The organism is Nocardiopsis sinuspersici (assembly GCF_001998325.1).
In the GTDB taxonomy this organism is placed as follows: domain Bacteria; phylum Actinomycetota; class Actinomycetes; order Streptosporangiales; family Streptosporangiaceae; genus Nocardiopsis; species Nocardiopsis sinuspersici.
Window position 1 is genome coordinate 2,581,012 of sequence record NZ_MCOK01000001.1, and the last position, 12,893, is coordinate 2,593,904.

The 12,893-nt window shown below is 73.0% G+C and carries 12 protein-coding genes; 7 read left to right on the plus strand and 5 right to left on the minus strand.

Going from position 1 to position 12,893, the window contains the following annotated elements; translation table 11 throughout:
• Window positions 1–240: 240 nt before the first annotated feature.
• On the plus strand, window positions 241–1,161 hold the full coding sequence (locus NOSIN_RS11105; RefSeq protein ID WP_077690664.1) for an isocitrate lyase/PEP mutase family protein: 921 nt from the start codon (window positions 241–243) through the stop codon (window positions 1,159–1,161).
• A gap of 36 nt (window positions 1,162–1,197) precedes the next feature.
• On the opposite strand, the gene NOSIN_RS11110 is transcribed toward NOSIN_RS11105, so the two are convergent.
• The 3 genes from NOSIN_RS11110 to NOSIN_RS11120 form a co-directional block, all read right to left on the minus strand.
• On the minus strand, window positions 1,198–2,448 hold the full coding sequence (locus NOSIN_RS11110; RefSeq protein ID WP_077690665.1) for a DUF5685 family protein: 1,251 nt from the start codon (window positions 2,446–2,448) through the stop codon (window positions 1,198–1,200).
• 139 nt (window positions 2,449–2,587) lie between these two features.
• Complete coding sequence (locus tag NOSIN_RS11115) at window positions 2,588–3,280, minus strand: DUF1028 domain-containing protein (protein WP_077690666.1); 693 nt, start codon at window positions 3,278–3,280, stop codon at window positions 2,588–2,590.
• Between the two features lie 299 nt (window positions 3,281–3,579).
• Window positions 3,580–4,335 carry a TetR/AcrR family transcriptional regulator gene (locus NOSIN_RS11120; RefSeq protein ID WP_227014381.1) on the minus strand — a complete coding sequence of 252 codons (756 nt, stop codon included), beginning with the start codon at window positions 4,333–4,335 and terminating at the stop codon, window positions 3,580–3,582.
• A 119-nt stretch (window positions 4,336–4,454) separates the two neighbouring features.
• Between NOSIN_RS11120 and NOSIN_RS11125 the strand changes: the two genes are divergently transcribed.
• Both NOSIN_RS11125 and NOSIN_RS11130 read left to right on the plus strand, forming a co-directional pair.
• Complete coding sequence (locus NOSIN_RS11125) at window positions 4,455–5,423, plus strand: NAD(P)-dependent alcohol dehydrogenase (protein WP_077693538.1); 969 nt, start codon at window positions 4,455–4,457, stop codon at window positions 5,421–5,423.
• A gap of 168 nt (window positions 5,424–5,591) precedes the next feature.
• Window positions 5,592–6,089, plus strand: coding sequence for a hypothetical protein (locus tag NOSIN_RS11130; protein WP_171986580.1), 498 nt, complete (start codon window positions 5,592–5,594; stop codon window positions 6,087–6,089).
• 63 nt (window positions 6,090–6,152) lie between these two features.
• Here the strand turns inward: NOSIN_RS11130 and NOSIN_RS11135 are convergent, their stop codons facing one another.
• Window positions 6,153–6,842: an SMI1/KNR4 family protein gene (locus NOSIN_RS11135; protein WP_077690668.1), complete on the minus strand. Its 690-nt coding sequence runs from the start codon at window positions 6,840–6,842 to the stop codon at window positions 6,153–6,155.
• A gap of 455 nt (window positions 6,843–7,297) precedes the next feature.
• Here NOSIN_RS11135 and NOSIN_RS11140 point away from each other — a divergent pair, with 455 nt between their 5' ends.
• The 4 genes from NOSIN_RS11140 to NOSIN_RS28005 are packed head-to-tail and all read left to right on the plus strand — an operon-like array spanning window position 7,298 to window position 11,329.
• The gene (locus NOSIN_RS11140; protein ID WP_077690669.1) at window positions 7,298–7,567 is read left to right on the plus strand and encodes a hypothetical protein; all 270 of its coding nucleotides are present in this window, start codon (window positions 7,298–7,300) and stop codon (window positions 7,565–7,567) included.
• A complete protein-coding gene (locus tag NOSIN_RS11145) occupies window positions 7,560–8,168 on the plus strand; it encodes a DUF6879 family protein (protein ID WP_077690670.1) in 609 nt (202 codons plus the stop codon). The genes NOSIN_RS11140 and NOSIN_RS11145 overlap by 8 nt, the downstream gene beginning before the upstream one ends.
• Window positions 8,161–10,602 carry an ATP-binding protein gene (locus NOSIN_RS11150; protein ID WP_309232686.1) on the plus strand — a complete coding sequence of 814 codons (2,442 nt, stop codon included), beginning with the start codon at window positions 8,161–8,163 and terminating at the stop codon, window positions 10,600–10,602. Before NOSIN_RS11145 ends, NOSIN_RS11150 begins: the two co-directional genes overlap by 8 nt.
• A gap of 58 nt (window positions 10,603–10,660) precedes the next feature.
• A complete protein-coding gene (locus NOSIN_RS28005) occupies window positions 10,661–11,329 on the plus strand; it encodes an SWIM zinc finger family protein (protein ID WP_077690671.1) in 669 nt (222 codons plus the stop codon).
• 84 nt (window positions 11,330–11,413) lie between these two features.
• On the opposite strand, the gene NOSIN_RS11160 is transcribed toward NOSIN_RS28005, so the two are convergent.
• The gene (locus NOSIN_RS11160; RefSeq protein ID WP_077690672.1) at window positions 11,414–12,622 is read right to left on the minus strand and encodes a PLP-dependent cysteine synthase family protein; all 1,209 of its coding nucleotides are present in this window, start codon (window positions 12,620–12,622) and stop codon (window positions 11,414–11,416) included.
• Window positions 12,623–12,893: the final 271 nt, after the last annotated feature.

Below are 12,893 nucleotides of genomic sequence, written 5' to 3' on the forward strand. Positions count from 1 at the left end.
ATCGGGACATGTCGTGATGTGAATTGTTCATGAAGGGCGCCCCGATAAGCTGATTCACGGTCACGTAAGGAAAGGATTACGGTCAGCCGATGCGACGGCCCGAAGCCGCGGCGGGGCTCCGTTCGCCCGGTCCCGGCGGTCCCCGCCGAACGCGTCGACCGGGCCGCGGGTGCGTGGTGAGGCCGTCCGGACCGCGTCACTTCGGCGGGGACCGAAGCGACACGGCCGTAACGTCCCCCCATGACCTCACCAGCAGAACGCGCAGGCGGGCACACCGGCGTCCGCGCCGCCCGGCACGACTCCGGCCGCATCCCGCCGGGCCGCCCCCGGACCGACCGGTCCCCGGAGGAGCCGGCCCCCGGTGAGCGGTTCCGCGCCCTGCACCTGGAGGGCGACCCACTGCTCCTGCCCAACGCCTGGGACCACGCGTCGGCGGCCGCCCTGGCCGCGGCGGGGTTCCGCGCGGTGGGAACCACCAGCCTGGGGGTGGCCGCGGCGGCCGGACTTCCCGACGGACAGGGGCACACGCGCGAGGAGACGCTGCGGCTGGCCCGCGGCCTGTCCCGGCTGGACGTGCTGGTCAGCGTGGACGTCGAGGGAGGCTTCGGCGGGTCGCCCGCACAGGTCGCCGCGCTGGCCGCCGAACTGGAGCGGACGGGGATCGCGGGGATCAACCTGGAGGACGGCCTCCCGGACGGCGGGCTGGCCGACGTGGGGCGACAGCAGGAGGTCGTCCGCGCGGTGAGGGATGCGGCGCCGTCGCTGTTCCTCAACGCCCGCACCGACACGTGGTGGCTGCCCGGGCACACCGGGCAGACGGCCGACCGGGCCGCCGCCTACGAGGAGGCCGGTGCCGACGGGGTGTTCGTGCCCGGCCTGCGCGACGAGGAGGAGATCGCCGCCCTGTCCGGTGCCCTGCGCGTTCCGCTCAACATCCTCCACTCCCCCACCGGTCCCCCGCCGCGGGTCCTCGCCGAGTTGGGTGTGCGCCGTGTGAGCTGCGGTTCGCTGCTCTTTCGCGCCGCCCTGGCCGGGGCCCTCGCCGCGGCCGAGGCGGTGGCGTCGGGACTGCCCCTGCCCGAGGGCGTTCCGGGCTACGACGAGGTCCAGGCCCTCGCGGAACGGTTCGCGGCGCCTCGGGGACGATCGGCGGCGGGGTAGGGAATCGTCCGTTCGGGCCGCTTCCGTGGGAGACCCTCAGAAGTCACAGCAGGAACAGCATTCGCAGCAGCTACAGCACTCGCAGAGGTTGCACCAGGCGTCACGCGGCCTACCCGTCCACGGCCCCGGGTGGGGGTCGCGGCAGCAGAACTGGCAGGTGCAGCACATGAACAGCGCGGCCGCGCAGCCCGCCAGGACGCCCCGCGGCTTGGGCGAACTCCGGAGTTCGGGGGTGTCGCACGAACAGGAGGCACAGCAGTTGCCCTTGCCTCCGTTCCCGCCTGGACCGGAGCCGTCCCCGTGTCCGCCGCCGTGCGGCGCATCGTGGCTCCCGCCCCCGTTCCGTCGCTCCTGGTGGAACTGCTGCTGGTGGTGGGGGCGGTGGGGGTGATTCCGGTAGTGCTCGTTCTGTTGGTGGCCCGGGTTCGGATACCCGCCGTGGGCGAAGGCGCGCTCGACGGCTCGGTGCAGCTCCCCCACCAGCAGCGCGCGGGCCAGGCGGTCGTCGGCGAACTCGGCCTCCTCCAACGCCGGCCGGACGCCCAGGACCGCGTCGTCGCACAGCTCGCGGGCCCGGCCGATCCCGGTGCCGGTGGCCGTGAGCGGGTTCCAGGCGTTCCTCTCCCGGTCCTCCTCGCGGTCCTCGACCGCGTCCAGCAGGTGCGCGACCCGGCCGAACAGGCGTCCCGCCTCGCGCAGCGGTTCGACGTTGGCGGGGCGGCCCGCCAGGACCGCGGTGTGCGCGAACGCCTCACCGGTGGCCTCCTCGGTCGGCCGGGTCACCGTCAGGACGTCGGTGCCCGGGCCCGCCGCCAGCTCGGCCTCCCGCTGCCGGTCGACCACCGCGACCAGCTCGGCTCCGTCGAACCCGAGCCCCGCGCCCGCCTCCCGGGCCTCGCGCCGCCAGCGCTCGGCCACCCGCCCGGCGAGCGCGCGCACGCCGCGGCGGGCGTAGGGGCCGTCGCCGTCCTCGATGTGGTCGGCGATCTTGGCCGAGGCCAGCATCAGCGACACCGACGCCGCCAGATGGGCGCCGGAGCCGTCGGCGACCTCGGCCCCGCGCATGCCGCGCAGGGGGCAGCGGCCCGCCCGGCGTGTGCCGGCGCACTCCTCGGACTGGGCCGCGGTCAGGACCGACACCACCAGCCCGTCGTAGTTGGTGGCGATCCGGGAGGCCTGGCCGTGGTCGTCGCGCAGTGCCAGGCACAGCCCGCACATGTGCGACATCCACTCCTCGGCCAGCCCGTCGGACAGTGTGTGCCGACAGGGACGCAGGATTCCGAACACGGGCTGGTGGCCTCCTCTTTCCGACGCCGCCGCGGCGGCGGCGTCGCGGGCTGGACAGGAGGGTACGACGCCCCGAGCGCACGGGAAGTTCACGGCCGCGCGAACGCGTCGAAGGCGCGCTGTCGGCCTCGGGGCGGACTCAGTGGTCGCCCGTGTCCAGCAGTCGCTCGAAGTTCCCCGCGGGACGCGCGCGCGTGGGCATGGCCTCCACGAACGGCAGCAACTCCCGCCTGGCGACCCCGTGGACCCGGCGCAGTTCGGCCACCGGGTCGGAGTGCTCGTCCACCCTCAGGTCCAGGTAGGGATAGGGATGGCCGGTGTGCACGTACAGCGCCGCGCTCTGTCTGCCCCGCCTGTCCCCGCCGGCCGCCTGCCCCGCCTCCAGGGCGCTCAGCAGGCGCTCGTCCATGCGGTCCCCGGCACCGGCCTCGAACCGCTCCGCCATCGCGTCGAGGGTGTCGGCGCCGGTCAGGATGTTTCCCGCCACCGCGTATCCGGCCCCCACCCTGTGGCCGCACCACGGATGCGTCTGCGATCCGGTGTGCGCGGCGGCGCGACCTCCCCGGTCGACCACGGCGACCTGCCGCGAGTCCGCGGCGGGGTCGGTGCCCAGGACCCGGCGCAGCGCGTCCTCGGCGGTGTGGGACCGCAGCAGCTCCAGGGCGTCCGTGCCCAGCAGCGGGTTGATCAGCGCCTGTGTCGCGACCGCCCCCGCGTCCGCGTGGGCGAACACCGACAGCGCGCCGATCGCGGGCATCCGGCTGCTGACCGCGACACCGCACGTTCTGACGGCGGTGTCGTAGGCGACGATCGAGAAGGTGCCTGCGTACAACCGGAACCACCCTCGGGTGTTCGGGCGCCTGGATCGGTGCGGTGCGGCGCCCTCGCCAGGGGCCGGGAGATCAGACGGATCGCCGGGAATGCTACCGGACGCGGGGACGGTGCGTGCGCCCTCAGGCGGGACGGTGCGGGACGGCACCGCCCGGCGGGTCCCAGCGCGGTGGCCGCAGTCGCCCCACGAGCCGTGATCTTGTACTTATAGCGCATTTGGGCGCCCAACCTCGCTATAAGTACAAGATCATCCGGGGTCGGAGCGTTCCAGTCACACCGGCGACGTGTCCGGTCAGCCCGCTAGCGGCCCTCCGTCAGGAGGTCGAAGCGGTACAGGCCGATCGGGGCCGGTGGCGGCAGGTCCGGTGCCGAGGTGGTGTGGTCGCTCCGGAAGGCCTGGAGGAAGTAGGCGACCAGTCGGCGGGAGGCGGCCGCCGCGGCCTCGGAGGACTCCGCGACGACGCCGTCGTTGGCCTTCATGACGAGGGTGAGGTCGGTCCGGGCGAAGTCGGCGCGCAGGTACCCGGCCTCCTGCGCCCTCCGTGTCAGGGCGGCGAAGCCCCGTTCGGCGCGCATGCGCTCACGCTCGAAGTCGACGGCCCCGGGGAACTCGGTGAGGAACGCGGCGGTGAACCCCCGGTCGGCCACCTGCATGGCGCACACCTTCTCGATGACGGTGCGGAACCCGCGCCACGGGTCCGGATCCGCCAGGGCCTCGTCGACGACGCCGACACAGTCCGCGAGCCGGTCGGCGAAGACCTCCGTGACCAGCGACTCCCTGGTGGGAAAGCGCCGGTAGAGCGTGGCCACGCCGACACCGGCGCGGCGGGCGACCGCGGCCATGGGCACGTCGAGGCCGCGCGCCGCGAACGCCTCCCGTGCGGCTTCGAGGATGCGGGCGCGGTTGTGCCGCGCGTCCGAGCGCAGCCGCTCCGGCCCGGCGGCGGTGTCGGGGCCGGCGGGGTCGGGAGCAGTGGTGTCGGAGGCGGTGGAGTCGGAGGCGGTGGAGTCGGAGGCGGTGGAGTCGGGGTCCATCCGAGAGGAATCGGCAGCCATACCTCTCACATTAGCCAGAAGTGGACGGGTCCTTCCGTTTTCGGCGTAGCGTGCACGAACGGGAACCCGCACGGGTGGTCGTGCGGTGGCTGACGAAGGGGACCTGAACGGTGGATCGGATACGCGCGGCCCTGTACGACCGGTACGGCGGTCCGGAGGTGCTGTACGAGGGCACGGTGGCCAGACCCGACACGGGGCCCGGGGACGTGCTGGTGCGCGTCCACGCCGCCAGCGTGAACGGCGGCGAGCTCCTGGGCCGCGCCGGCGGGATTCGCCTGGCGACCTGGCTGCTCGACAGGGGCTTTCCCAAGCGGACCGGAAACGACTTCGCGGGCGAGGTGGTCGAGACCGGGTCCGGCGTCTCCGGGTTCGCGCCGGGGGACCGGGTGTGGGGCGCGCTGCCCCGGACGTTCGGCAGCGCGGCCGAGTTCGTGGCCGTCGCGCCCCGGCAGTTGGCCCTCGCACCAGCCGACCTGAACCTGGTCGAGGCCGCGGCCCTGCCCGTCGTCGGCACGACGGCCGTCACCGCGCTGCGGGACAGGGCCCGCCTCGCCCCGGGCGAGCGGCTGCTGGTGCGGGGCGCGAGCGGCGGGGTGGGCAGCGTCGCCGTCCAGCTCGGCCGGGCCTACGGCGCCCACGTCACCGCGCTGGCCGGGGCCGAGCACCTCGGCTTCGTGCGGGAGCTGGGCGCCGACGAGGCCTTCGACTACGCCGGCACCGGTGCCGCCGACCTGCCGCCGTTCGACGTGGTCCTGGACACGGTCGGGACCGGGCTGCGGGCCTACCGCAGGCGGCTGACCGGGAACGGGCGCATCGTGGCGATCACCTTCGACAGCGGGCGCATGCTCGCCTCGCTCTCCTACATCGCCGCCTCGGCCGTCTTCGGCTCGCGCCGTGTCCGCTTCTTCAGCGGCGACCCCGGGCACGAGCTCTTCGCCGAACTGACCCGCCTGACCGAGTCCGGAGCCGTCCGTCCCGTCGTGGACAGGATCCTGCCCCTGGCCGAGATCGCCGAGGCCCACCGGGCGCTGGAGGCCGGTGGGATCCGGGGCAAGGTGGTGGTCAGCGTGGCCGGCCCGGGCGCCTGAGAGACCGGACGCCTGAGAGATGGGTGCGCGCCCTGCGCGGACCGCGTCGTCGCGCGTTCCCCGAAGCAACCGCCGGGGAACGCGCGGTCCGCACGCACCCCGGAAAACCGGGTGGTGCGGAGCGACCACGCGGGGGACACTGTGGACTCCCCGAGCCCAGGAGAGCCCGTGTCCACCGACCACGAGCGCCCGCGCCCACTGCCACGGCCGATCACCGGCGTCTTCGTCCGCCACCTGCTGCATACGGCCTGCCCCCGTTACTTCGCCATGGTGTGGGCCGACTTCGAACCACTGCGGGACGACGGTACGGGCGAGGCCTTCGCCTTCGTCGACGATCTGCCCGACCGGTGCCGTGAGCCTGGGGAGCCCCTCCCGAAGGAGTTCGTCCGCGCCTTCACCGAGGGTGCGCGGGAAGTCTGGGAGAACTCGGGCGGCGATCGGCCCCTCTTCGCCGCCCGCGTGGTGCTGCGCGACGCTGTCTGGCACGACAACGACTCCAATCCACAGAGCTTCCGGATGGCGGGCCGTCTGGCCGCTCGGGAGGCCCTGTGCTGTGTCGCCGAGGGCCGCGAGCCGCGCCAGGCCGGACGCAGCGGGCGTTCGGACAGCCCCATCCCGCCGATGCCCAGGACGCTGCCGCCTCCCGACCCGGCCCCGCCCGCCTGAGACGGCCGGTTCCGTCGCCCGCGAGGCGCCGCCCGTGGGAGCGGGCGGTACGCGGCCCGTCCGTCAGGACCGGACCGCCACGGCGCGGGAGGCCTCCCGCAGCCACTCCAGGTACCAGTCCACGAAGGTCAGGGGCGTTCCGTCCTCACCGGTGAGCGGCCGGAGGTCCTCGTCGTCGACACGGGCGTCGTTCCACATACGCCCGGCCTCGGGGCCGGACACGACCAGCCACTGCCGTAGCGCGCAGCCCAGATGGCACAGGCAGAGCGCGCCGGCCGTCCGGTCCTCGGCCCACAGGAGGTCGCCCATGCGCGCGTCCCAGGCCTCGTAGACCCTGTCGAACTCCTCGACGTCCTCGAAGTCCTCCTCCAATGGCTCCCGGGCCCGCAGTGCGGCCAGGGACTCCGGGTCGGGCCCGGTGACCGGGAACGGCTCCGACAGCCGCGCCGGCGCGGCCAGGTCCACGCCGTCGCCGTACCACCGCCACCGGCCGTCCACCCCCCTGACCACGGGAAAGACGCCGTAGGCGGGTCCGGCACCGCCCGCGCCCACCCGGAGCAGGAACTCCCGGTACCCGGCGGGCAGCCGCGTCCCCAACTGTCCCTCCAGCTCGGCCAGTTCTCCGTGCGTCAGCGGGTCCAGCAGCTCGAAGCCGTGGTGGCGGGCTCCGAACACCTCCCCCGCGCCCGGCGCCCGCCCCAGCTCCAACACCTGCTCGCGGACTCCCGCCCACACATCCGTACTCGTGTCCATGGCGGCATCGTAGGAACCGCCGGAGACAGTACGGCGGCGGCGGACCGGCCGGGGAAAGCGAACCGGCCTCTTTCGCGCACCGGCGGATCCGAGGTCCACCGTTCCGGGAAAAGGCATGGCTCACGCAATTCGGCGGCGCCGATTCCACAGGTCGGCACCGCCGATTCATGTGCGTATTCCTGTGCATATTCACGTGCACCAGGAAATCATCCCGAACATTCCATGCACGTCACCCATGACAACTCCATGCCATCACGGCACAGCAGGTCAGAGCCTGATCAACACGTATCAACGGATGCATTCCACATGAAATCCGGAACTCCATGAACACACTCCGCATCGCACACACGACCGCATCCAACAGACACATAATAGTTACCGGACATGATTCACCGCCATGTTATTTTCTCCTCAGTACACCTTCCCCCGATTCGGTGTGCGCGGAAAGGACAGCAATGACACGTCCGTGGGAGGCAGACCCCGACGCACGGATGATCCGCCGCCTGGGCCGGTCACCGCAGGCGCTCGGCAACACGAACAACGTCCAGGGGTGCCCCGACATCTGGGAACTGGAGAACGGTGACATCGCCGTCATCGGCCGCGACCTGACCGCCCACTACGCCGACCTGCTTCCCTCGGAGGCCGCCATCGACGACGACGAGCGACTCGTCGTCATCCCGCGCAACGTACTCATCTCGGCGAAGGCGGACATCCCGGATGCTTGACGTCCTCACCGGCCTCCGGGGCGACCTCCTGGACCTGGACGCCTACGACGAGGACTTCGCGCACCGCTTCGGGGCGCTGCGCGGAGCGGACGCCTGGAAGCTGGAGCGGATCCAGGCCTTCCACGAGCCCGGGAACCCGAGCTGGACGAGGTACCGGGCCGGAGAGGTCCACGAGTCCCTCCGCATGCTGGAGGAGGACCGGAGCGGGCTGGTGGAGATGTTCTCCGGCCTGGAACGGAGGGGCTCCCGCGTGCTGAGGGTGCGGGTCGTGGAGTGGCCGCTGACCCCCTACCTGCACTGGGAACTGCACTCGCTGCACGTCCGGGCCCAGTGCGGCGAGCACGTCCGGGTGGTCGGCCCCGAGGCCGTCGCACACCTGGAGGGACGGGGAACGGTCCCCGAAGTACTGACCCTCGGAGACGAGGTCACCTACCGCATCCGCTACGACGAACGCGGTGTGCTGGCCGGGAGCGTGCGCCACACCGACCCCGGGATCACGGCGCGCTGCCGCGAGGAGATCGCCGCCCTGTACCGAGGCGCCGAACCCCTGGAGTCCTACTTCCCCCGCGAGGTCGCCCTCTCGGAGGCGCCCCGTGCCTGATCGCGACGCCCCCGGGGCCGGCCCCGGGCGAGAGCCCGGTCCCGGTGCCCGAGGCGGCCGTTCGTCGTGGATCAGCGAGGTGTCCGGCCGCGCCGTCCAGGCGGAGCAGGTGCACGGCGGGGTGCACTTCCACGGGCCGGAGTCCGCGTCGGGGCCGGTGCCCCGCCAGCTGCCCGCCGACGTGCACGGCTTCGTCAACCGCGTGGGCGAGCTGGAGATACTCAGCTCCCGCCTGCGCGGCGAGGAGTCCGAAGGCCGCGACCGCGAGGTCGCCCTCCACCTCATCACCGGCACCGCCGGGGTCGGCAAGACCGCCCTGGCCCTGCACTGGGCGCACCGGGTCCGCTCGCGGTTCCCCGACGGCCAGCTCCACGTGGACCTGAGGGGGTACGGTTCCGGGCCGCCCGCCGCCTCCGAACAGGTCCTGGACCGCTTCCTGCGCGCCCTCGGGGTGCCCGCCGACGCGGTGCCGCCCGACACGGACAGCAGGGCGGCCCTGTACCGGTCGCTGCTCGCCGAGCGCAGGGTGCTCGTCATGCTCGACAACGCGGCCTCCGCCGCCCAGGTGCGTCCCCTGCTGCCCGGAGCCTCGGACTCGGTGGTGCTGGTGACCAGCCGGGACCGCCTGTCCGGCCTGGTCGCGGGCCAGGGCGCCCAGCGCCTGACGGTGCGCACCCTCAGCTCCGCGCAGGCCGTGGACCTGCTCACGCACGCGACCAGCGGCCACCGCGGCGGCGACACCCCGCACGAGGTCACCGAGCTCGCCCGGCTGTGCGGGCGCCTGCCCCTGGCCCTGCGCATCGCCGCGGAACGGGCGGCGAGCCGCCCGCACATGCCCCTGCACGACCTCATCCAGGACCTGCGGGACGAGTCCGGGCTCTGGGACGCCCTCGCGACCGACGACGAGGAGGAGGCCCACGCGGTCCGCTCGGTCTTCGCCTGGTCCTACCGGGTGCTCCACCACCGGGCGGCGCGCCTGTTCCGGCTGCTGGGCCTGCACCCGGGGGCGGACTTCGACGCGACGGCGGCGGCGCTGCTGGCCGACGTCCCGGCGCGGGAGGCCCGCCAGACCCTGGACATGCTGGTCGGGGCGCACCTGGTGGAGCAGACCGGTTCCGACCGGTTCCGGTTCCACGACCTGCTGCGCTCCTACGCCCAGGCCCAACTGCGACAGGAGGAGTCCCGGCGGGACCGGGAGGAGGCACTCGACAGGCTGCTGCGGTGGTACCTGCACACCGCCGACGCGGCCGCCCGCGCCTTCGGCTCCCACCTGCGCCACCTGGACCCGGTGGACCTTCCCGACTCGGCGGCCCGGAGCTTCCGGGACGGCGCCCAGGCGCTCCACTGGTTCGAGCGCGAGCACGCCAACCTCATGGCCTGCGTCGAGGCCGCGGCCTCCGCCGGGATGGCCGGGACCGCCTGGCGGCTGGCCACCGTGCTGCGCCACTTCCACCTCTTCCACGCCCCGATGACCGCGTGGGAGGCCACCGGGCGGACCGGGCTCGCCGCGGCCCGGAGCGAGGCACGCCCGGCAGCCGAGGCGGAGCTGCTGGAGAGCCTGGGAATGGCCCACGTGCAGGCCAACCGGACCGAGGAGGGGCTCGACCACCACGAGCGCGCCCTGGCCCTGCGCCGGGAGCTGGACGACTCCTTCGGCGCGGCGATGTCCCTGAACGCCCTGGGACTGGTGCACCTGCGCGCCCACCGGCTGGACCGGGCGCGGGAGCTCTTCGACGAGTGCCTGCGCCTGACCCGGGAGCTCGGCGAGCGCCGGTGGGAGGGCATCGCCCTGGGCAACCTGGCCGCGGTGACGCTGCGCCTGGGCGACCCCCGCGAGGCGGTCGCCCTGTGCGAGTGGGCGGTGGCGATCCACCGGGAGACCGACGACCGGATCACCGAGTTCGCCACCCTGGCCTGCCTGGGCATGGCCTGGCGGGAGCTGGGCGAGCGGGAGCGTGCCCTGGGCAGTGTCCGGGAGTCGCTGGAGGTGGCCAGGGATCCGGGCAACCTCGTCCAGGAGGCCTACGCCCTGTTGCAACTGGGCCACGTCCAGGCCGGGCTCGGCGACCACGACGAGGCCCTGGCCGCCTACCACCACGCCGCGGCCCTGCACCGCAGGGTCGCCGACCGGCGCCGTGAGGCCGAGTCCTTCGAGGGTGTGGGCGAGGTGTACCGGTCCCTGGACCTGCGGGAGGAGTCGGCGCGCTTCCTCCGGCAGGCCGCGGCCGGGTACCGCGGGTGCGGCGACCGCTGGCGCCTGGCGGTGTGCCTGCGCCGCCTGGCCGCCGTCCAGGACTCCCTGGACGAGGACGGGGACGGGCGGGCCCGGGAGCACCGGACCGAGGCCCTGGAGCTGCTGGCGGAGTTCGACGACCCGGCCGCGGTGGCCCTGCGGGAGGAGATCGAGGCCCTCGTCCGGAATCCGAAGACGTGAGCGGACAGGAGTTCCGTGTTCGGGCCCGCCTTCCGCACCGCTCTGCTTCACTGTGCCCATGCCCGAACTCTCACGCGAGCACCTGTTGGAGCTGGCCGGCCAGAAGTCCTTCGACCGCGGACCGGACTACCTCGGACGGGTGTCGGGGCTGCGTGCGAGCGAAGGAGCGGTGCACGCCGCCGTCGGCGGACGGCGCCGCTACCGGGTGCGGCTCACCACCGAGGGAGCCTTCTCCTGGCACTGCGACTGCCCCTGGGCCGAGGAGGGGAACTGCTGCAAGCACGTGGTCGCCGTGGGCCTGGTGCACCTATACGAACGCAAGCACGGCAGTGCCGCGCCGCCGGTGCCCGACATCGCCTCCTACCTGTACACCCTCGACCGCGAACGGCTGGTGGGTCTGCTGTTGGAGGAGGCCGACCGCTCCCCCGCGCTCACCCTGGCCCTGGAGGCACGGGCGGCGGTGGCGGCCCGGGACCCGGAGGCTCTGCGGGCCCTGTTCGAGGGCGCGCTGCACGTCACCGAACCGGTGCCCTACGAGCAGGCGGCCGAGTACGCCCGGGCGGTGCACAGCGCCGCTGACACGGTGGAAGAGCTGGAGCGCTCCGGCCAGGCCGGGGCCGCCGGGGAGTTCCTCGACGCCGTGCTCGCCTTCACCGGCGAGGCGGAGGAGATGGTGGAGGACCCCGACGGCGTGGTCCTGTCGGCGCTGGAGCGCCTGCACGGGTAGAGACCATCGGTGCCGCGGGCAAACCGTCAGAGGGACGCCGTGTTCCCGGCGCCCCTCCGCTCCGCCCTTGGCACGGACTCCTCCTCAGGCGCCCCTGGCCGCGGGAACGGCGGCGGCCGAAGGCTCGTTCCAGCGGCCGGTCGAGAGGAAGTCCTCCAGCGCCTTGGTGTAGGGCGCCAGGTCCAGCTTGAGCGTCTGCTCGACCCACGTGTCGTCGTAGTAGTTGTGCATGTACCGCTCGCCCTGGTCGCACATGAGCATGACGACGCTGCCCCGCTCCCCGTCGGAGAGCATCTCGGCGACGATCCGCATCGCTCCCCACAGGTTGGTTCCCGTGGAGGGGCCCGCGCGGTGGCGCAGCCGGGACAGGAGCAGGCGCATGGCCGCGATCGAGGCGGCGTCGGGCACCGAGATCATCCGGTCGACGACGGCGGGCAGGAACGAGGGCTCGACCGTGGGACGCCCGATGCCCTCGATGTGGGAGGGCTTGCCCTTGGCCCAGGTCGAGGGGTCCTCGGGCCACTGGCTCTTGGGGTGGCCCTGGTTGGCCGTCCAGTTGGGGAAGAACGCCGAGTTCTGCGGGTCGACGACGCACACCCGGGTGTCACGGCGGCTGAAGCGGATGTGCCGGCCGATGGTCGCGCTCGTACCGCCGGTGCCCGCTCCCACCACGATCCACTTGGGGTCGGGGTGGCGCTCCTCGGCGATCTGCCGGAAGATCGTCGCCGCCACGTTGTGGTCGTCCCGGTAGTCGTAGGCGCGCTCGGCGTAGGTGAACTGGTCCATGAAGTGGCCCTTGGGGGTCTCCTTGGCCAGCCGTGCGGCCTCCTTCTCGATGTCACCGTCGGCTCCGGGGTTCCTGACCTCTCCTTTGTAGGACTTGATGAGGTCCACTTTCTCCTGGCTGGTGCTCTTGGGCACCACCGCTGTGAACTTCAGCCCCAGGAGGTGCGCGAAGTAGGCCTCGGAGACCGCCGTGGAGCCGCTGGAGGCCTCGAACACGTGCGTGTCCGGTTCGATCCACCCGGTGCACAGCGCGTGCAGGAACAGTGCGCGCGCCATGCGGTGCTTCAGGCTGCCGGAGGGGTGGACGGACTCGTCCTTGACGTAGAGGTCGATGCCCCACTCCGCGGGAAGCGGGAACTGGAAGACGTGCGTGTCCGCCGAGCGCGTGGCGTCGGCGTGCAGCAGCCGGACCGCCTCCTTCACCCAGGCCCGCTCGCGCCCGTTGTAGTAGTCGACGATCCGTGTCGTGACGGTGCCCGTGTCCTGTTCACTGCGTGTCGTGGTCATGAGCCGGGGCTACCCCCGCGCGGGTTCCGGGGACCATCCAGCGGATGAAATCGCTGGTCAGGCTACCGATTCCGTCCTGTTTCGGAGTCTTGGTCCGCGCCGACGCGGACGGTTTCGGCTCCTCCCCTTCACATGATCGGGAGGGTCCGCCACCCCGCGGCGGCCGATGCGATGTGCACTCCAGGCCGTCCTCGAAGCGAAAACCGGCCGCGGATCTCGTCCGGTTGCTCGAACGCCCGTCGCCGCTACTCTGGCGTTCACAGTGGTCCGA

Coding starts and splice junctions, on each gene's coding strand:
- NOSIN_RS11120 (WP_227014381.1), bottom strand. CDS start 4,335: ATGGCTGCCGATTCCTCTCGGATGGACCCCGACTCCACCGCCTCCGAC.
- NOSIN_RS11145 (WP_077690670.1), top strand. CDS start 7,560: ATGCTTGACGTCCTCACCGGCCTCCGGGGCGACCTCCTGGACCTGGAC.
- NOSIN_RS11135 (WP_077690668.1), bottom strand. CDS start 6,842: ATGGACACGAGTACGGATGTGTGGGCGGGAGTCCGCGAGCAGGTGTTG.
- NOSIN_RS11105 (WP_077690664.1), top strand. CDS start 241: ATGACCTCACCAGCAGAACGCGCAGGCGGGCACACCGGCGTCCGCGCC.
- NOSIN_RS11160 (WP_077690672.1), bottom strand. CDS start 12,622: ATGACCACGACACGCAGTGAACAGGACACGGGCACCGTCACGACACGG.
- NOSIN_RS28005 (WP_077690671.1), top strand. CDS start 10,661: ATGCCCGAACTCTCACGCGAGCACCTGTTGGAGCTGGCCGGCCAGAAG.
- NOSIN_RS11140 (WP_077690669.1), top strand. CDS start 7,298: ATGACACGTCCGTGGGAGGCAGACCCCGACGCACGGATGATCCGCCGC.